This is a genomic window from Bartonella sp. MR168JLCBS, assembly GCF_042194175.1.
The window spans coordinates 331,611-352,977 of sequence record NZ_JBHIMP010000001.1 but is presented as its reverse complement, the minus strand read 5'-3'; the positions used below and the strand labels follow the sequence as shown (position 1 = coordinate 352,977).

15 protein-coding genes are annotated in these 21,367 nt (G+C 38.7%); 8 read left to right on the top strand and 7 right to left on the bottom strand.

Annotated elements, in window-relative coordinates; genetic code table 11:
- Positions 1–7: 7 nt before the first annotated feature.
- The 4 genes from atpA to ACFIK8_RS01340 form a co-directional block, all read right to left on the bottom strand.
- Positions 8–1,543 (bottom strand): F0F1 ATP synthase subunit alpha, encoded by a 1,536-nt coding sequence (atpA, locus tag ACFIK8_RS01355; protein ID WP_026500438.1) that lies wholly within the window; start codon positions 1,541–1,543, stop codon positions 8–10.
- Complete coding sequence (atpH, locus tag ACFIK8_RS01350; RefSeq protein ID WP_375635496.1) at positions 1,543–2,127, bottom strand: ATP synthase F1 subunit delta; 585 nt, start codon at positions 2,125–2,127, stop codon at positions 1,543–1,545. Before atpH ends, atpA begins: the two co-directional genes overlap by 1 nt.
- A gap of 1,992 nt (positions 2,128–4,119) precedes the next feature.
- Entirely contained in the window at positions 4,120–6,327 is a 2,208-nt protein-coding gene (locus ACFIK8_RS01345) for a primosomal protein N' (RefSeq protein WP_375635495.1), read from the bottom strand.
- 135 nt (positions 6,328–6,462) lie between these two features.
- Positions 6,463–6,678: a hypothetical protein gene (locus ACFIK8_RS01340; RefSeq protein WP_375668868.1), complete on the bottom strand. Its 216-nt coding sequence runs from the start codon at positions 6,676–6,678 to the stop codon at positions 6,463–6,465.
- A gap of 172 nt (positions 6,679–6,850) precedes the next feature.
- Here ACFIK8_RS01340 and ACFIK8_RS01335 point away from each other — a divergent pair, with 172 nt between their 5' ends.
- The gene (locus tag ACFIK8_RS01335; RefSeq protein ID WP_375652694.1) at positions 6,851–7,003 is read left to right on the top strand and encodes a hypothetical protein; all 153 of its coding nucleotides are present in this window, start codon (positions 6,851–6,853) and stop codon (positions 7,001–7,003) included.
- Positions 7,004–7,464: 461 nt separating this feature from the next.
- Entirely contained in the window at positions 7,465–8,118 is a 654-nt protein-coding gene (fsa, locus tag ACFIK8_RS01330; protein ID WP_375620026.1) for a fructose-6-phosphate aldolase, read from the top strand.
- On the opposite strand, the gene lptE is transcribed toward fsa, so the two are convergent.
- Together lptE and leuS are read right to left on the bottom strand one after the other, a co-directional pair.
- A complete protein-coding gene (gene lptE / locus ACFIK8_RS01325; protein ID WP_375668867.1) occupies positions 8,115–8,711 on the bottom strand; it encodes an LPS assembly lipoprotein LptE in 597 nt (198 codons plus the stop codon). The two genes, fsa and lptE, sit on opposite strands and share 4 nt — an antisense overlap.
- Positions 8,698–11,358: a leucine--tRNA ligase gene (leuS, locus tag ACFIK8_RS01320; protein ID WP_375668866.1), complete on the bottom strand. Its 2,661-nt coding sequence runs from the start codon at positions 11,356–11,358 to the stop codon at positions 8,698–8,700. Before leuS ends, lptE begins: the two co-directional genes overlap by 14 nt.
- Positions 11,359–11,523: 165 nt before the next feature.
- Here leuS and ACFIK8_RS01315 point away from each other — a divergent pair, with 165 nt between their 5' ends.
- The 6 genes from ACFIK8_RS01315 (at position 11,524) to ACFIK8_RS01290 (ending at position 20,101) form a co-directional block, all read left to right on the top strand.
- On the top strand, positions 11,524–12,213 hold the full coding sequence (locus ACFIK8_RS01315; RefSeq protein WP_375652692.1) for a YggS family pyridoxal phosphate-dependent enzyme: 690 nt from the start codon (positions 11,524–11,526) through the stop codon (positions 12,211–12,213).
- A gap of 1,043 nt (positions 12,214–13,256) precedes the next feature.
- A complete protein-coding gene (locus tag ACFIK8_RS01310; protein WP_375635490.1) occupies positions 13,257–13,550 on the top strand; it encodes a hypothetical protein in 294 nt (97 codons plus the stop codon).
- Positions 13,551–15,317: 1,767 nt separating this feature from the next.
- Positions 15,318–17,261: an acetate--CoA ligase gene (gene acs, locus ACFIK8_RS01305; protein WP_375652690.1), complete on the top strand. Its 1,944-nt coding sequence runs from the start codon at positions 15,318–15,320 to the stop codon at positions 17,259–17,261.
- 558 nt (positions 17,262–17,819) lie between these two features.
- A complete protein-coding gene (gene ftsE / locus ACFIK8_RS01300) occupies positions 17,820–18,479 on the top strand; it encodes a cell division ATP-binding protein FtsE (RefSeq protein WP_015856996.1) in 660 nt (219 codons plus the stop codon).
- A complete protein-coding gene (locus tag ACFIK8_RS01295; RefSeq protein WP_375647345.1) occupies positions 18,472–19,425 on the top strand; it encodes a cell division protein FtsX in 954 nt (317 codons plus the stop codon). The genes ftsE and ACFIK8_RS01295 overlap by 8 nt, the downstream gene beginning before the upstream one ends.
- On the top strand, positions 19,412–20,101 hold the full coding sequence (locus tag ACFIK8_RS01290; protein WP_375668865.1) for a YdcF family protein: 690 nt from the start codon (positions 19,412–19,414) through the stop codon (positions 20,099–20,101). Before ACFIK8_RS01295 ends, ACFIK8_RS01290 begins: the two co-directional genes overlap by 14 nt.
- A gap of 420 nt (positions 20,102–20,521) precedes the next feature.
- Here the strand turns inward: ACFIK8_RS01290 and ACFIK8_RS01285 are convergent, their stop codons facing one another.
- The gene (locus ACFIK8_RS01285) at positions 20,522–20,755 is read right to left on the bottom strand and encodes a hypothetical protein (protein ID WP_375668864.1); all 234 of its coding nucleotides are present in this window, start codon (positions 20,753–20,755) and stop codon (positions 20,522–20,524) included.
- Positions 20,756–21,367 lie beyond the last annotated feature (612 nt).

Here is a 21,367-nt window from a genome sequence, read left to right as displayed (position 1 = left end):
CAATTCATCACGAGAAATTTTTCGCATAAGTATTAAGAACAGTTATCAACTTGTCTTTCAGCTCGTCTGTTATTTGCTTTTGCTCAGCAATTGCCTTTAAGAGATCTTGATAATCACTACGCAAAAGCACCAAAAGTCCCTGCTCAAACCGCGCAACATCAGAAACCGCCAAAGCATCAAGATAGCCATTCACACCCGCGAAAATAACCACCACTTGTTCTTCTGTTTTGAGTGGAGAAAATTGTGGCTGCTTCAACAACTCTGTCAAGCGCGCACCCCGATTCAACAGACGCTGGGTTGACGCATCCAAATCAGAGCCAAACTGCGCAAAAGCTGCCATTTCACGATATTGCGCCAATTCACCTTTAATCGAGCCAGCAACTTGCTTCATCGCCTTAATTTGTGCAGCAGAACCAACACGAGACACAGAAAGACCAACATTTACAGCAGGACGAATTCCTTGATAAAACAAATTAGTCTCTAGAAAAATTTGCCCATCAGTAATCGAAATCACATTTGTAGGAATATAGGCAGAAACATCATTTGCTTGCGTTTCAATAACCGGCAAAGCTGTCAGTGACCCAGATCCATTTTCCGCATTCAACTTCGCAGCCCGCTCTAAAAGACGCGAATGAAGATAGAAAACGTCTCCCGGATAAGCTTCACGACCTGGAGGACGACGCAACAAAAGAGACATCTGACGATACGCCACCGCCTGTTTTGACAAGTCATCATAACCGATCAAAGCATGTTGCCCATTATCACGGAAATACTCACCCATAGCACATCCAGCAAGAGGTGCAATAAATTGCAGTGGTGCTGGATCAGAAGCGGTCGCTGCAACAATAATAGAATATTCCAACGCTCCACGTTCTTCTAAAACTTTAACGAATTGTGCCACCGTCGAACGTTTTTGACCGATAGCCACATAAATACAATAAACTTTGTCTTGCTCTCGTCCAGCCCCTTTTTCATGAAAAGGTTTTTGGTTTAAAAATGTATCGAGCAAAATTGCTGTTTTTCCTGTTTGGCGATCACCAATCACCAATTCACGCTGCCCCCGTCCAATAGGAATAAGTGCGTCAATCGCTTTCAATCCGGTCGACATCGGTTCATGCACTGACTGACGCGGAATAATTCCAGGAGCCTTAACATCGACACGACGACGCTCCGTTGCTTTAATGGGCCCCTTACCATCTATAGGGTTTCCCAACGCATCAACCACACGCCCCAGCAAAGCGGGCCCCACAGGAACATCGACGATAGCGCCTAACCGCTTTACACAATCACCTTCACGAATATCGCGATCTGAGCCAAAAATGACCACACCAACATTATCAACTTCCAAATTGAGGGCCATACCACGCACACCGTTTGGAAAAGCAACCATTTCCCCTGCTTGGACATTATCCAAACCATAAACGCGAGCGATACCATCCCCTACAGAGAGAACCCAACCAATTTCTGAAACCTCAGCCTTTTGGTCAAAGTTTTTGATTTGCTCTTTTAGAATTTTTGAAATTTCAGATGGTCTAATATCCATCAGCTGACCTCTTTTTTCAATGAAAGCTTAAGCGAAGACAATTTTGTGAGAAGAGACGTATCAATTTGAGACGACCCCACACGAACGATTAATCCACCAAGAATTGTTGGATCCACAATGCTGTGTAGCAAAACTTTTCCTCCAACGACACCTTCCAAAGCCTCACACAACTCTTGTCTTTGTTGAGAACTTAAGGGGCGCGCAGAAATAATTTGCGCAGTCACCTGCCTACGAGCGCGCGCAACACAACGCTGAAAAGCATGTAAAATACCAAATACGGCACTAAGCCTACGGTTTGTTGCAATAACGCGTAAAAAATTACCAATAATCTGACCTGCGTTTTTATCAGCAAATTGGATGTTTGCACAAACAGATTGCATCACCTTAATTTGCTCTTTAACTGAAAAGAATGGACTAAGCACAAAGCGTTTTAAATCTTTATTTTGCTCCAAAACAAGCAAAAGATCTTCCACTGCCTTTTCAACCTTTTCAACGTTTCCAGCTTCTTGAACGCAATCAAAAAGCGCTTGCGCATAGCGTTGATCTACCAACGGCAGCGGTATGAGAGAAAATGAATCCGACACGAAATACCGCCTCTTTCCCTTGAGCGACTCTCTGATAGTTATCAGATGAAATGAAACAGACATTCTCAATCTTAAGAATCTTCTTCTTAAAACCTAGAACAAAAACCTCTTGGTTTCTAGCATAGACATAGCCGACTCGCAACACCACAAATCGCTGCTTTTTAAAAATTTTAATAAAATATTCAAAATATTTTTGAAAAGAATTTTTTTTAGATATACAGGATGGCATCACAGTTTTTTTATGCCTCTTTTTGACATTCTCTGAGCGATTTTTTCACTCTCTTTGATTTTGCTTCAAATGCTCTTGCCACTATAACAAAACACTTCTTCTCTAAAAATCACTCCCTTTATCACCTCAAGACCTTCAACAAGATGCGACTGCGACTAAAAAAGTCTATTCTTTTAAACTGATAAGAAAGAAAAAATAATGAATATCCTCCTAAAAACTAAAGAAAAAATTGATCTTTTTTCTTCAAATACCCACACCTTTTAAAAAAATTCACCAAGTATATTTTCTTGTAAACACACTCTTTAAGCATACAATGCATTGATTTATAATGATAATGTATCATTTTTCATACCAGATGAGCCCCAAACATCGAAAGATTCTCTTATTTCAAATCTTTCTATCAAAATCACTCCCTTGCTCCATCACAAACAAAAGAGGAAATGATTAAAGAAAAAACACCTCGTATAAACGCTCTCAAGTACCAAGAGCTTTCGTAATCCTAAAAGCTAAATAATAAATGGCGCCATTTTATACCTTTATGAAATAAAGATAGGGAGCCTTAATGCGTTTTTTTCATTCATGAAAGCTTTTACATTCTACACTCGAAAAACATCGTAAAATGAATCCGAGCATGCTGAGAAACATTTGCTTAAACAAGCATATGAATACAGTAATACAATAGATGTTCTGTAATATTCCGTTTTGGGCGTTCTGCTTTACATGAAGCTTTACATGAAGAATGTGCCCCCATTAGAGAACGAAAGTAACAAAAGCGTGAAGCAATGGATAATCTCCATTTCACGACAGCGTCCATAAATGCTATAATGATAACTCCATTGAGCAGCCTCATCTTTACACTTATGAAAGAACAAGCCGGCACCATCACATACTTTGCCATCTCCCAATTTTACGACAGCCCTTAACACTTGAAATGATGAGGTATTTCAGTCCTTTCTTATATAGTTTCACCCGACACAAGCTCCCCCATCTGTAACATGCAAACGAATGGTTTTGATTGATCAATATAAACAGATTTGAAATAAGAGAATCCTACAATAGTTGAAATTCTAAAGCGAATAACGGCATATTATCACTATAAATCAATATGTTATTATTTATAAAATTATAATTATGGGCGCTTTTGAAAATTCTAGAGCCATAAATAAGGACGACAACGATAAATGCTCATTTTAACCTTTACGCTCCCAAATGAGTCTATGTTCTCGTCAAAGATAAATAAAATAGATATATGCAATACTCTCGCCCTAATCTAGCATACAAAAGCAGATACGACTCGTATAGCACTAATACATCTTATGAATGCTGCTTCATAAGTTTTTAAGGTCAAACAACATCAAAAACACGACCTTCATTAAGCCTACATAGCTTCACTTTATATGGCACTATATTGCACTGATTTTAGAAAAAGCATAGATCAATATCAATTTGAACCCGTATAAATTTGGATATTTTTGGTGTATTTACAAGCATTTTCAGCCCCTATAATCAGCCATTATAAAAAAATCCGCCTATCAAAAGGATACTGTCCCTAAAACAAAAAAGGAGTAAAAGCCAAAATGATAGCGCCCTCAAATAAAAGAGACGCTTCTGCTGGTTCCATAACAAAGATATTTTTTCCCGTGGCTCTGCTTAATGCAATGCACATGTATCATATTCTGCTGCTTGGATGCTTATTCTGAATAGATAGTATTAAAGTAAAGCACCTTAAGCTAAAGGGACCTTCACTTTATGCGAGACTGGTTTTAGAAAAAACTTTGCGGATCAATATCAATTTGAACCCGAACGGAACTGGGCATTTTGGGTATACCGCTAAGCATTGCACGTATAAACCCTTGTATATCAAAAGAGCGCTGTCCTTGCAGCAAAAGCCGAAAACGATAACGCCCCCGAACCAGAGCTAAAGGCGCTTCTGCTGGTCCCATAACCGAGATATTTTTCTCCCGTGGCGCTGCTTGGCGCAATGCGCGCGCATAATGTTCTGCTGCTTGGCGCTGTTGTGCAGATACAATCAAAGAGGCAAGCCGCCCATAGGGAGGCAAATGATAATGCTGACGCGCTGCAATCTCACGTGTGTAAAAATCTTCTGGCTGGCATGAAAGTAAGGCTTTGATGACCGGATGATCTGGTTGATAAGTTTGCAATAATCCTAAACTTTCCAATCCCACACGCCCTGCTCTTCCGGTAACTTGAGAAAGCAGCTGGTAGGTACGTTCACTTGCGCGTAAATCGCCATTGGCAAGACCAAGATCAGCATCAATAACGCCAACCAAAGAGAGCTTGGGAAAATGATGTCCTTTAGCGACCAACTGTGTTCCAATAATAATGTCCACATCGCCATTTGCAATGGCTTGTAATTCGCTTCGCAATTGCCCAATCCCTCCTTTGAGATCTGTTGAAAGAATCAATGATCGCGCTTGAGGAAAAAGCATTTGTGTTTCTTCTGCAATTCTTTCCACACCCGGTCCACAAGCCACGAGATGATCTAATGTCCCGCATTCAGGACAGGCTTGAGGAAGTGGTTCATGATATCCACAATGATGACATTTCAATTGCCCTTGCGCACGATGTTCGACCAACCAACTTGAACAATCAGTACAATGAAAACGATGTCCGCAAATTCGGCATAAAGTTAAAGGTGCATAACCACGACGATTAAGAAAAAGAAGAGCTTGTTCGCCCTTATCAAGCGTTTGTTTTAAAGCCCTTTCAAGAGCAAAGGAAATAAAGCGCCCCTTTTGCACCCCTCCTTGGCGCATATCAACTACCCGCAACTGTGGAAGTGCTACTTCTTTAAAACGGGAAGGTAAATGCACCTTTTGATAACGCCCTTTTAAAACATTGGCTTGGCTTTCAATCGACGGTGTAGCTGAAGATAAAATAACAGGAAAATGCTCAAAAGAACCCCGTGCAACAGCCATATCACGCGCATGGTAAAAAATGCGCTCTTCTTGTTTATAAGCGCTATCATGTTCTTCATCGACAACAATCAAGCCAAGCTCATGAAAGGGAAGAAAAAGCGCTGAACGAGCCCCCGCAACGACACGCACCCGCCCTTCTGCAACTTGCCGCCAGACACGTTCTCTACGACGTGGCGTCAAATCAGAATGCCATTCCGCTGCCGCAGCTCCAAAGCGTGCATAAAAACGATCTAAAAACTGCTGTGTTAAAGCAATTTCCGGCAATAAAATTAAAACCTGCTTGCCCCCTTTGAAGGCTTGAGCAACCGCTTCAAAATAAACCTCTGTCTTTCCTGATCCCGTAACACCATCAAGCAAAAAAACTTGAAACTGAGAAGATAAAACACCTTCTCGCAACATTGTTGCTGCTTCATTTTGCGCTCCCTGCAACTGAGGGGGACAAAAGTCAGGATCAGGCATTGCCACAAGATCAGGAGCAGGAACTATAACATCTTCAAAAACCCCTAACGCTTTTAAACCTTCAACAACAGAAACCGAAGTTCCAGCCGCATGCGCAAGACCAGAACGTGTCCATATCTTCTCATTACGCACCAATTCCAAAACCCGTAATCGCGCTGGTGTGAGACGTTCTACATTTCCACCACAATATCGCAAACCCAACATCTGTGCTTCCGGCTCTAAAGCAGCCGGTACAGACAAAACCAATCGCGCCACAAGACCGAAAGGCGCCATTGTATAGCGACTGACAAAACGCAAAAATGTGATCATTTCTGCCTTTAATGGGGGACAATCAAAAACATGAAGCAGAGAGCGTAATTTTTCACACGCCACCAAACCAGACCTTTGCCCATCTGCTGTCTTCTCTCCGACATCCACAACAAAACCGCAAAGCTCACGCCCCATCACCGGAACCCGAACAAAGGAACCAACGTTCACCTCCATAGAAGATGGAACTTTATAACTATAAGCGTGAGCAACAGGAAGAGGAACCAATACGGATACAATCTCTTCCTCTATCACATTTGAATGCATCTTTTAAACCAATCTACGACCTCTTGAGCACCAACAGGTCTACACCTTATCTTTAAACACTCTTATAAAATTCATTGCGGGATTCAATCTCTCCCCCTATCACAACACTTTTCTCACAAAAATTCTTTTTAACACTCATTTCATCACCAAAGTGCCAATAAAAGAACCAATCTCATCGTCTATAATAAAAAACTCTATAGCAAAAAAAACCAGCGCCATTCTTCTGTGCAAATAAAGCTCATCACTATAAGCATTCAACATGATATTGTAAGTGCGCTCTTCAACAAAGCTATCCCATAGTGTAACTTCTTCCCAACACACACGTTTATTTTTTACCGCCTTATATCTCAATTTATCTTCAACAAACTGATTTATAAAGATATAATCATCATTTTACCTATTGTAATAAAAACCCTCAATACGATGAATTTTTCTCATTTCAAACCCATCGAGGAACATTTGTAAATCCTTATTGATGAGAGAGTCTCCCATGATTTTAATTACAGGGAGAATAATATTGCAAATGGAACCGTTACAATATTCACCTTGGCTTTGTGCCAAAACGTGGAAACACGTGCGTACATCTTTCAGCTTGATTGAGAATCAAGCAACAATACAAGCAGCACAAAAGCGTACTGTTGAAGAATGGGTAACACAGAATAAATCAATGTATTGACCATAAAAAACACTTCATGTGTAAAATTTTACATGCCTTCTTCAATGGTGTTTTACGATAAAATAAATCCATTCGCTTCTATTAAAAATGAGGTTAAACCTACCCCCTGAAAAAGGGAGGTATCTTATGATGCACTCTCAAATATCAAGAGCAATCGCAAATAGGAAATGAGCAAAGTGTGTGATAATGCTAGCTTATTTTCATAAGTATAAAAATACCGCTACGCAAAGATTCCAATACGCAAAAATGTTGGTACGCAATGAACTCTATGCCTTATCACGAGCAACGATATAAAATAGGTATGGAAACAATAAGTAATATTTCTTTACTGAAAACGCGTACATGGTTAACATCATAGCATTCTTGTTCTTTACACAGAGATTAATTCTTTCTCTTGCTTTTGCAGTCAACAATAGCGCATAACAAAAAATAGGATAAAAGCTAAAAAGAAGAGGTTAGATATGAAATTTTTTGTGGATAGCGCCAATATCGAAGAAATCCAAGAGTTACAGAATTTAAGCCTTGTTGATGGTGTCACCACCAATCCCTCTCTTATCCTAAAATCAGGACGCAATATTCTTGATGTTACAAAAGAAATTTGTGCTCTCATTAGCGGGCCTGTTTCTGCTGAAGTTGCAGCAACGGAATTTGAAAACATCATGAAAGAAGCGGCTGTTTTAGCAAAGATTGCCGACAATATTTGTATCAAGCTTCCTTTAACACTCGATGGATTAAAAGCCTGTAAAGCCCTCACAAAAGAAGGACTAAAAACAAATCTCACACTTTGCTTTTCTGCCAATCAAGCCTTACTTGCAGCCAAAGCAGGCGCGACATTTGTTTCGCCTTTTATTGGTAGACTTGATGATTGCGGAAATGATGGAAGTGAACTGCTTCATGAAATTCGCACAATTTATGATAACTATAACTTTGAAACACAAATCCTGGCCGCTTCAATCCGCACCGTTAATCATGTCAAAGAAGCAGCACTCAGTGGTGCTGACGTTGCAACAGTTCCACCAGCAATCTTAAAAGCACTGGTCAAACACCCTCTCACTGATAAAGGGTTGCAAATATTTCTCAACGACTGGAAAAAAACAGGACAAAATATTGCTTAATATCTAGAATTTTTATTGGAAAGATCTTTTGAAAGTAACAAAAAAATCTGTTCAGCCAACTCTTCAGCAACACGTTTTTTTGCATCTTCTTCTGCTTGCATCGTTGCATATTCTTGACGAAGTCGGTCAAAAGATGCATTCATCATTGTTGTTCCTTTTGCAACAAGAGTATTTTTCATATTCTGCAAAGTGTAAGAAGCTCTGCTCATAACAGTTCCAACAGAAGGTCGTCCTTTTCGTTTTTTCTCGAAATCAACCTCTATCTGCATAGATTCTCTTGTAGATACGGATATCTGCAATGCCAATCGATAAGCAGGTAGAGAAGGTTTACCACCATTTCCATACAAAAGAAACAGCAGATGATTGCGCACCATTTGACCAAAACGATCCGAAGGCTCTTCCACAACAATAGAGGCAAGCTTTTGCGCAAGCCCCAAAGAAGCTTGCCCAGAAACAGGATTCCTATAGGAAGTAGAATTCATTGTCATTGCACTCTGCAACTCTTGACGATAAAGCGGTTCAACTTTGCATCCACACAACAGTGTGAATACACCAGCTAAAACGACAAGAATCAAACTTTTAAAAAACGACATTTACAATCCTTTGTGGAACAATAATGATTTTTTTCACAGACTTTTCAACCAGCTGTGCCTTTACAAAATCTAAAGCCAAAACCGCTTCTTTAATCATCGTTTCATTTGCTGTTGCTGCAACGCTCACCTCACCGCGTTTTTTACCATTAATTTGTACTGGCAAAGTATAGCATTCCGCAACGGTTAACGCACTGTCATAAACAGGCCAAGCAAGCGCAGACATTAAAGTTTTTCCCCCTAAAGCAGCATGACATTCTTCTGCTAAATGAGGCATCATCGGTGCAATCATGGCAAGAAAAAAATCCATGGCTTGACGTAAAGAAGCTTTCATTTCATCGTCAACACTTGCTATTTTGTTGAGCAACGGTGCCATAATATTCAAGAATTCATAAAGGCGTGCAATAGCCCGATTAAAAGCAAATTTTTCCAAATCATCTTCTACAGCGCAAAGCGTACGATGTGCAGCCTTTGAGAGTTCCAAAGCCGCCCCCTGATGCCCTGCACAAGGTGCCACATCCTTTAAAACAGAAGCACTCAAAGCTACACAACGCCAAACACGCTGTACAAAGCGATGAGCTCCTTCAACACCAGATTCTGTCCAGATGACATCCCGATCAGGGGGAGAATCTGACAACACAAACCAACGCACAGTATCAGCGCCATAGGATGCGATAATATCATCAGGATCAACGACATTCTTTTTGGATTTCGACATTTTTTCAATCGAACCAATCATCACTTCACTTTGATCAGTCAATTTATAAGCCTGTCGTTTTCCATCCTTTTCAACAATGGAAATTTCTGCTGGAGAAACCCACCCTTGATCATCCCGATAGGTTTCATGAACCACCATACCTTGGGTAAAAAGCCCCTTAAAAGGCTCATCAACAGTCACATGACCGATCAATTTCATGGCACGCATAAAAAAGCGTGCATAAAGAAGATGCAAAATGGCATGCTCAATTCCACCAATATATTGTTGCACAGGCAACCATTCAGAGATTGCTTGTTTGTCGACAGGTTCCTGCGCAAAAGGGGCCGTAAAGCGTGCATAATACCAAGAAGAGTCAACAAATGTATCCATGGTATCGGTTTCACGTTTGGCAGGTTGACCACAGGAAGGACAAGTAACATTCTGCCAGGTTCCATGCCGTGCAAGAGGATTTCCAGGTTGATCAAAAGTAACATCATCAGGCAACACAACCGGTAAATCGGTGCGCGGCACAGGAATCACTCCACAAGATGTACAATGGATCATCGGAATGGGGCACCCCCAATAACGCTGCCGCGAAATCCCCCAATCACGCAAACGAAATTGCACTGTTTTTTTCCCTTGCGGTTGCCCATTGAGCATTTGTTTCTCAAGCCTTTTGGCTGCTTCTTCAAAAGCTTGTTGAGGTGTCAAACCATCCAAAAAGCTGGAATTGATCATCACACCATCACCCGTATAAGCTGTTTCAGCAATGACAAGATCTTCTGCTTGCTCTCCTTTTGGCAAAACCACTGGTTTTATTGGAAGATCATATTTGCGCGCAAAATCGAAATCTCTCTGATCATGAGCCGGACAACCAAAAACAACCCCTGTTCCATAATCCATAAGCACAAAATTCGCGATATAAACAGGAATATGTACTGTTGAATCAAAAGGATGAACTGCCAAAAGGGGCGTAAGAAATCCTTGTTTTTCAGCTGTTTCAAGTGCTGCCGTTGTCGTTCCACCACACCGACAGTTTTCGATAAAAGCACTCAACGCTTTATCTTTCTTTGCCAAAGCTTGTGCAATGGGATGGTCAACAGACAGAGCTAAAAAAGAGGCGCCAAAAAGTGTATCAGGACGTGTTGAATAACAAACAACCTCATTAAACATCTCACAAACATCATCAACACCACTTGCATCATCAACACCACTTGTTGCCTTTAAAGCCCAACGAATCAGTAAACCTTGCGATTTTCCAATCCAATTTTTTTGCATAGTGCGAACTTTTTCAGGCCACTGCTCCAGCTCTTCAAGCCCAGCCAAGAGCTCTTCACTAAAGTCGCTAATTTTGAAAAACCACTGTGTCAATTCACGCTGTTCCACCAACGCACCAGAACGCCATCCCCGCCCATCAACAACCTGCTCATTTGCCAAAACGGTGTGGTCAACAGGATCCCAATTCACCTTAGCCACTTTACGTGCAACCAACCCCTTTTGATAAAAATCAAGGAACAACATTTGTTGACGATGGTAATATTCCACATCACAAGTCGCAAATTCACGCGTCCAATCTAGTGAGAGCCCTAATTGCTTTAATTGCCCGCGCATCACAGCAATATTCTGATAGGTCCAAGTTTTAGGATGCACTTTACTTTGCAGAGCAGCATTTTCAGCCGGCATACCAAAAGCATCCCAGCCCATAGGATGAAGCACATTAAAACCCTTTGCCCTTTTATAGCGTGCCACCACATCCCCCATGGCATAATTGCGCACATGCCCCATGTGAATGCGGCCTGACGGATAAGGAAACATTTCTAAAACATAATATTTTTCACGAGCATCTTCTTGAACAGTCTGAAAAATTTTCTTTTCATCCCAAATTTCTTGCCATTTTTTTTCTCTCGCACGTGGATTATAGCGTTCGCCTATATTATAATGTTCAATCGTCATTCCCATTATACTCTTTTAATAAAACAGAACCAAAAACTTGTTTTATTATGCTTGACCATGGATTAACCTCATCGTCAACATTTTCGTGAAATATTTCCCTAAGTATTTTATAAAACTTTTAAAAAAACGACCAACTCTTGAACAAAAAAGGTAAAACACAAAAATATGAATACACAAACGCCCCTCGATGCCCCTTCCATTGAAGCATGGCAAAACCTTCAAAAAGACATTGCTGAAACATGTCAAGAGTTACAACGCCCTGTAGAAGAAATTGAACTTATCGCTGTTTCAAAAACTGTTCCTGCCACTGATATACGTCCCCTTTTACAAGCAGGCCAATCTTTGTTTGCAGAAAACCGCGTACAAGAAGCAGCACAAAAATGGCCTGCTTTACGTCAACAATTTGAAAATATTAAACTTCATCTCATCGGTCCCTTACAATCAAATAAAGCCGCCGAAGCTATCAAAATTTTTGATGTCATTCAAACGGTTGATCGTGAAAAAATAGCCAAAATTTTATCCGAAGAAATGCAAAAACAAAAAAGGCATCTTCCTTGCTATGTTCAGGTCAATATTGGCTTAGAACCTCAAAAAAGTGGTGTTGCACCACAAGAAGCGACATCTTTTGTCAACCAATGCAAAAACAACTATGGACTTGATATCATCGGCCTTATGGGCATCCCCCCTGTCAATGAAAACCCCGGCCCCTATTTCGCACTGTTAGCAAAATTAGCAAAACAAGCAGGTCTTCCAAAGCTTTCCATGGGTATGTCCAGTGACTTCAAAACCGCTCTACAGTTTGGCTCTAACGTCCTTCGCATTGGCTCTACTTTATTTGGAAAACGCCCTGTGTAAAGCAATTTCCTCTCATATAAATTCATTCCCCCTTCATATAAACTCCCATTGAAAATTCTACGAACAAGCCAAAAACAGCAGAAATGAGAAAAAATATTTCCTTCAATATCAATAAAAGAGCAATTCTAGCAAAAAAGATTCCAGTCCCTCTTTCATCCTGTTAGCAAAATAAGCAAAAAAGCTGGTCTTCTCAAATTTCTCACCAGCACATCCACAACACATACAATAGCTTCAAGATAGCAACGTAAAAAATAAATCCTTATATAAAGGCAAAATGATAAGAGGGGCGTTGCGCATGAATGAAAAAACTGTCGCAAAATCACCAATTGCAAAAGAATATTCAATACGATTATCGCAATGATTTCCATTAAAAACCACGAATTCTCTTAACTTCTCCAACACGCGTAAACAATTTCCCCACATGCCAATGGCGTAAAGCAGGCAAAAAGAGGCTTATGGCTGCATAATACAGTAACAAAACTCTTTCATGTAAGTCACTTGAGCAAAATAAACATCTCAAATGCTCAATAGAGCACCAAGAGCCGCGCTAAACAACATGAATAGCAATCCTATAAGATCACAACGATAGCATAGAGACTTTCTATGCTCTACAAAGCGTAAATACAGTCAATATCCGCCTGAAAAATAAAAGAACGAATCCCGTGCATATGCGCATAATACATGCATGCAAAACAATGGCAATGAAACCGATCCCAATAACGATATTTCTTTATCATTATTCCTTTGTGGATTTCTTAAACAAAGAGAAAAACTTCAACTTTTAATATACGCAATTTTTCTAAATTTAAACTTTAATTAAGAAAAAATATGGTGTCATTTCTTATATTTTAAAAACTTATAATTAATATTATTATCTTTTTAAGAAAAAAATTCATATATACATAATTTATATATTATTTATACAGTATTTTTATTGTTATTTTTAAAGTTTATCTTTGACATTTCTCTAAAAATACGTGATAGCCATTTGAAATGTATCATTGTGATGCTACTTTTACTGTAGATAATTAAGAATAATTAATATGTTTGGTTCATTCAACACATTCGGTCATATGGCGACAAAGCATTCTTTTGGTCATTCGCACAATTCAAGACCTACTCATGGAAATGCATTTAGTCCTGGTGCTTTTATGTCTCACATGAATGCACGTGGCAGCGAAGTAGGAGTTCCGGCAGGAGTAGTTGGTGCAATTCAAGGTGGTATAACTGGGGGACCAGTGGGTGCATTTACAGGTGGAATGGGAGCTTTGTCATTGGGATACATAGGAGGTGCTGCTTGGGGCTTTATAGAAAAAGGTCGTGAGTGTTGGTTCTAATTTATAGAGAATAGCTACAAAGATATCTCTGAAGATAAATAATTCTGTAAATATATTCGAAAGAATATACCAAAATTAAATATCTACATCTGTGGATAAAATAGTTTTCGGAGATATCTATTGTGAATCACATCTTATAATCAGGATTTTGTTATAATGAATATTCTTTATGAAATCATAAGACTGTTTTGCATTCTCATTGTATTCATCCCTATATATGCTATTGGTTTTAAAAAAATTGGTGGTTACAGTTTGAAAGTATCTATAAAAACAACATTATATACAGTAATTCTGTTCATTATTTCTGATAGTTTATGTAGATATTTTGGTTTATATTAATCTTTATCGGATGAGTTCCAAGTACACTGAATAAAGTAGCGATGGTGCTATTAATGAGAAATTATGATTTATAATGACAGATTTTACTCATAAAATTATTGAATCGCTTATAGCAACATTTTTTTGGTTTAATATATCTTTTTTATTATAATTTTATTTCTTATAGTTGGAAAGATTCTCTAAAAAATCATTATTAATAAGCTGTATATTCTTTCTTATTAGTCTTTTATTTAACTATATTGGTTTATATCAAATTATAAGTAATATTTTATAATGTATATTTTTAAATATTAATATTATATAGATACATATTTACAAATATGTATATTTAAGATAGCATTCAACGCTGTATGTTACAATCGCAACTTTTATGAAGGTACTTATAATGGATCTTATGGATCTTACGACTATTAGTGATACTCTTCTTCTTATTTATTTTTTTGGTTTCATTTCTGTTTGGTGTATTTTGTAAATATAACGTTGATAATTTAAAAGATATAATATTAAAAGCATTACACTAAAATTATTATTTATACATAATAATTTTTTATATTGTATTTTATACAAATACAATAGGTGATTGCGAAATTATTCGCCGTATTAATTATATCTATTACTATATTTATTTTTTTTAGAAAAAATTTTGTTACATTTAGAAAATATCATAACGGCATTATAGTCAGTTATTATGTTCTTTATTTCTAATAACTTATTTATATATTTGTGTTTATATTAATTAAAAAACAGTCAAATCGATAAATTACCCAGCATGTTTATAACACTGCTTTAAAGGATGATATTTTTAGGGCGTGCACAATCGGATAGTTAACTTGATTTTTTCCTTTCCCTAAAAAACAAGCAAGAATTAATTTTAGATTTTCAATGCGTTCCTAGCCTTAAGTGGATCTTGAAGGAACATTTGTCCTTGCTCCCAATACCATTTCCTAGTACAATCAGTGAATGGCATAACGCAAAACACTAAGTGTCAGTATTTTACATTTATGGAAGTAATAAATCTGTAGTGTGGCAATATTCGCCCTTCGAAAATGACTTTATAAATAATGCCGATAATCTACGAATCCCCATCTCCTTTTAACTTTTATATGAATTTGTTTTTAAAATTTAATTTCTTATCGGCACATAAAGAGCTCTCTCTACAACAATACGATCTTTTTGTATTTCTATACAATTTACAGCTCTTTATGACGATATACTTTGTCACACGTTACCCCCTAAAACAGCATAAAAAAGCTCTCTTAAAATATAAACGTAAAGACAAACACAGATGATTTTAAAAATTGACTATTCTAATCTTTGTCATTTAGTCTAACCTCGCAATGAAAAGCTTTTGGAAAACTCTGCCAAAAATATAAACATACGAAAGTATAGAGGCAAATTTTTCCAAACAATAAATTAAAAGAGGGACACATGACTGAAAAAATTTATCCAATATCAGAAGAAATCAAAAAAAATGCGCTTATCAATGAGGAGACCTATCAACAATGGTATCAAGAAAGCGTCAATGATCCAGAAAGCTTCTGGGCAAAACATGGAAAATGCATTGAATGGTTTAAACCTTATACAAAAGTAAAAAACACTTCCTTTAATGGAGATGTATCAATAAAATGGTACGAAGATGGAATAACAAATGTTGCCTATAACTGCATTGATCGCCACCTGAAAACCCATGGAGAAAAAATCGCGCTTATTTGGGAAGGAGATAATCCTTATCATGATAAAAAAATAACCTATAACGAGCTTTATGAACATGTTTGTCGTTTTGCTAATCTTTTGAAAAGTCGTGGTATTAAAAAAGACGATAAAGTAACCATTTATCTCCCCATGATTCCCGAAGCAGCCTATGCTATGCTCGCGTGTGCCCGCATTGGTGCCGTTCATTCGGTTATCTTTGCTGGCTTTTCTGCTGAGGCAATAGCAGGACGCCTTGTTGACTGCGAATCAACCTTCATCATTACCGCTGATCAAGGCTTGCGTGGCAGCAAACGGATCAACTTAAAAGACAATGTTGATCATGCTATTGAGATAGCAGCGCGCCAAAACGTGCATGTGGACCAAGTCATGGTTATACGGCGGACTTGTGGACCCATTCAATGGATAGAGGGACGTGATTTTTGGTACCACGAAGAGATAGCTCATGCCAAAACAGACTGCCCACCAGAACCAATGAACGCTGAAGATCCGCTTTTTATTCTTTATACTTCAGGCTCCACCGGCAAACCCAAAGGTGTTTTGCATACTACAGCGGGCTATCTTGTTTATGCCGCAATGACACATCAATACGTTTTTGATTATCACCCTGATGAAATTTACTGGTGTACAGCTGATATTGGTTGGATTACCGGTCATTCTTACTTGGTTTATGGACCTTTATGCAATGGTGCAACCACTTTAATGTTTGAAGGCACACCAACCTTTCCTGATAAAGGAAGATTTTGGGAAATTGTCGACAAGCATCAAGTCAATACACTCTATACCGCACCAACAGCTATCCGCACCTTAATGGGAGCAGGAAATTCGTTTGTTGAACACTCAAACAGGACATCGTTGCGTCTTTTAGGCACGGTAGGAGAACCGATTAACCCAGAAGCATGGGAATGGTTTTATCATACAGTTGGAAATGACCGTTGTCCGATTCTCGATACATGGTGGCAAACAGAAACAGGAGGGCATATGATCACGCCCTTGCCTGGTGCAACCCCCCTCAAAGCAGGATCAGCCACACGTCCTTTTTTTGGTGTTCAACCCCAAATTGTTGATGCTCAAGGCAATATTTTAGAAGGTGAAGCAGAAGGCAATCTTTGTATCAGTGATTCATGGCCAGGACAAATGCGCACGCTTTATAAAGATCATGAGCGCTTTATTCAAACTTATTTTTCCTCCTATAAAGGAAGATATTTTACAGGCGATGGTTGTAGGCGTGATAGTGACGGCTATTACTGGATTACAGGGCGGGTTGATGACATTCTCAATGTCTCGGGGCACAGGTTAGGAACTGCTGAAATTGAATCAGCCCTCGTTTCTCATCCCGCTGTATCAGAAGCAGCCATTGTGGGTTACCCGCATCCCATTAAAGGACAAGGAATTTATAGTTTTATCACCTTAATGGAAGGGACGGCTCCAAATGAAGAGTTACAAGAAGAGCTTATTAAACATGTGAGAAAGGAAATAGGCTCCATTGCCATATTGGATAAAATTCAATTTTCCCCACAGCTTCCCAAAACGCGATCAGGAAAAATTATGAGACGTATTTTACGAAAAATCGCCGAAAACGATTTTGATACTCTCGGAGATATCTCAACTCTTGCCGAACCACAAGTTGTTGAAGATCTTATTGCCAACCGACAAAATTAAAGAAACCACGAAGAAACACAACATACGGTGGTTTTTGTTTTTCTGCTAAAATTATCCTAGCATTGTTACGAAAACCACCCATGAGAATAAAAAAACAAAACAATTCATGGGAAGCTCAACAACTCTAACAACAAACGCCTTTCTTCATAACAAATAAGAAACAATAGAAGAAAAAACTTCACGATTGGAAGATGCTAAGATTGGAATATAAATGCGAATAGGAATAAGAAAGTGAGATAAAAAGAGCAACATAGCTTTTTAAAATCACCCAGTACCCACTCAATGCAAAAAAGCCTCTGAGAAAGAAGGAAAAATAGTTCTGATGTTTATGCTAGAATCACTTTGAAATTCCTGCTAAAATCATAGATAAAGCTAAAAAGAGAAAGTATAAGTGATAATATTTTTGAGCAAAAATATTTATCTATAACGAGGGTGTGTAAAAAATATTGAAAACCATGAAATCTAAAATAACCAAGCTTACAACAAAAATCTAAAGTAATGAAAGTAAGAGTTCTTAGAATAAATGATGCAATATAAAATCAGGAGTAATAATAAAAAGTGATTCATTTTGAAAATGTCGGTCTACGCTATGGAATGGGACCTGAGGTCCTTCGTGATATTAGCTTTCATATTCCTCCTGGATCATTTCAATTTCTCACTGGCGCCTCTGGAGCAGGGAAGACGTCGTTGATGCGTCTTATGTTTTTGGCAATCAAACCCACCCGCGGTCATATTGATTTATTTGGAACAGACACAGCGTTACTCAAACGACAAGAGCTCCCTGCGCTGCGACAACGTATCGGTGTTGTTTTTCAAGATTTTCGTTTACTCGACCACATGACCACTTATGAAAATGTCTCCTTACCTTTACGCATTAAAGGACAAGAAGAGGCAACCTATCGCAGTGAAGTGGAAGATCTTCTCTGTTGGGTAGGTCTTGGAGATCATATTCATGTTTTACCACCAGTTCTTTCCGGCGGAGAAAAACAAAGGGTAGCCATTGCACGCGCGCTCATTGATCAACCTGAAATTCTACTTGCCGATGAACCTACCGGAAATGTCGATCCGCCCTTGGCAAAACGCCTACTCCGTTTGTTTATTGAATTAAATCGTTTTGGAACAGCTGTTATCATTGCTACCCATGATATTGCCTTAATGGAACAAGTTGCAGCACGGCGTATGCTTCTCCATAACGGACGGATGACGATTCATGAATAAGTCTTTCCCCATTTTTACAAGCAATAAAAAAAATACAACAGCGATTATTCCCAGTGGTAATATTTCTGGAAAAGCACTGGTTGCCGTGATTGCTATTATGACATTTCTTTCAAGCCTCACCTTAATCGGTGTTGATTTAGTCCAACGTGCCGCCCAAAATTGGAGTAATCAGATTAGCTATGAAGCAACAATACAAATACGCCCCATGGACAATGTTGATATCAATAAAGCACTCCGTGATGCCGTACAATTGGTTAAAACATTTTCTGGTGTACAAGATGCAAAAATTGTTGACCAAAAAGCTACAGAAAAATTACTGGAACCATGGCTTGGAACAGGCTTTAATGTCAATGAACTGCCCCTTCCCCGTCTTATCATTGTGACCCTGAAAGAGGATGAAAAAATCAATTTTGCAGCCATTAATCACGCCATTAAAACCCAAATTCCAGGAGGTCAATTTGATGATCACCGTGTTTGGGTCCATCGTTTTGCAACCATGGCACACACCACTGTTTTCATCGGTTTTTCAATTTTAGCATTGGTTCTAGGCTCTCTTATTCTTACCATCATTTTTACCACCCGCAATGCATTGGCAGAAAATGCGCATATTATCAATGTCTTATATTTCCTTGGTACTGAAACTCTTTTCATTGCCCGCCAATTTGACTGGCATTTTTTTAAAACTGCGCTGCGTGGTGCTTTATATGGTGGTCTCACAAGCATATTTCTGTTTTTAGCCTTTTGTCTCTGGACGAATTATAACTTGGGAAGAGTGGAAGCTAGCCAAGTAACAGCTTTGTTTGGACATATTTCCATAAGTTCCATTCCTTACGGAAAAATCATTTTTCTTATTATTTTCGTTTCTTTTCTTACCACTCTTACAAACCGCATGACTATTTTAGCGCAACTGAAAAAAATCGATCAATGTGAAAATGGTTTATTTTAATTTTATGACTTACCACTCCTACCATTCCAACTCGTTGAGGCAAAACAATTTAGAACGTCCTCTTCCAAAACCACCCCACTATCGTTGGTCTGTGTGCTTTTTATTTCGCTATTTTCCACCGACAACACTTACTCTTGCAATCATTGTTTTCATTTTCTGGGGCGGTTTTATTGTTTTTTCTGAAAAAACTGAACGACTTTCTCCCCCAAAGCCTCTCCCCAAAGCTGATGCCATCATTGTGCTTACAGGCGGAGAAAACCGAATAGAGACAGGAATCCATCTCTTACAAAAGGGGCTTGGTTCACGACTCCTTATCAGTGGCGTAAACGCCACAACCAATCTGAAAGGTTTCATGCATAACAGGCATATTACCCCACGGCTTATCTCCTGTTGTATTGACATTGGGCATCAAGCGATTAACACCCAAGGGAACGCTAAAGAAAGTGCTGCTTGGATCAAAAAACACCACTATAAAACCCTTTATATCGTCACCCATGATTACCATATGTGGCGCTCGATGCGAGAACTTAAGTATTTAATGCCTGATATCCATTTCATTGCTTATCCTGTTAAAAAGAGCAATGCTGAAAGCGCAATACAACAGATCAATCAAATCCGCATTCTCATATTCCAATATATTAAAACGCTTCAAGTCTATATCAGAACCGCATTCTAATCTTTATCCTTCTGACTTTTTTAAAAACCTTGCCACCCACGAACCGCTTCATACCGTTCTTTCCATAGCCTTCCACACGAGGTTGCTTCTATAAAAGCTCGACAGAGCTACCCTCATATAACACAGAATACCCCAATACACGTATCACTGTATTGCACATTCACCCAAGACATCTCTCACATCCCAAACATATCTCACAGCACGGGATCTGTACATGCCATCTCAATATATAAGCTCTTGTAAATAGAGCGCCCAGCCAACTATAAGATCTCCCGACTTGTTATAGAGATCTATTTATACCACCGTCTTTACGCTTCATAAAAAAGACAAACCACCCCATCCTATATTTTACCGCCCCCAATATTACGATAGCTCTTACACCACTTGGAATGATTGGTAAGAGACATGCTTTCGCCTTTTTTAAACACGAGCATACCAACCTCGTATGACATGAAAAGAAGTAATTTTAATAGATTTAAAATAAGAAAATTTATGATACTTAGATTTCTCATTCAACAGAGAGAAGCTTAAACTATCATTATAAACCAATATATTAGTAATAATCTCTTCATTCAACAAAGCATCTTCATAAGGGCATTTTAGATCACAGATAGGAATAAGCTCAAAACGCACACCACCACGAACATCCCACACTTTTTATCGCAATCTTTTTTGAAATCATTTCCCACTAAAAACACTTTTTGTTTGGCTGCCTCCCCAAAAAAGAACGAAAATTTTTAAACTCTAGCAATCTGTAAACAATAACAATCCAGCTTCTTGTCTAATGCGTTCTCCCTGCTCACTTCCAATCACCCCCGCTCAAAGGACGATGATTCCCATCAGCAACGGTTTGTAAACAATCCTACTTCTCTGGGCAGGTTCCTCTCAGCTTCCCCATTTATATGGTTTACTCACATAAGGCTCAACGAACAAGCTCTGCTTAAAGCTATTCATCACGGTCGCTAAAGCGCATGCGTCATCATTTTATCCGTCTACTACCTAAGATGTTTTATCACATACAACATATTGATTTATAAGGAAAGTTTATACGCTACAACTTGAATGAGATCTCTCAATATCATCAGATTCTCTCATTTTAAACCTATTCTCTGTTGAATCAATCAAAACCATTTTCTTGCACATCACAAGGGAAGAGAGCTTGCGTGGCGTAAAACTGTACAAGAAAGGCATGCCTCTTATGGACTTGTCTCAAGTGCCAAAAACTGTCGCAATACCCACGAGCTGGCAAAGTGTATGATAGTGCCA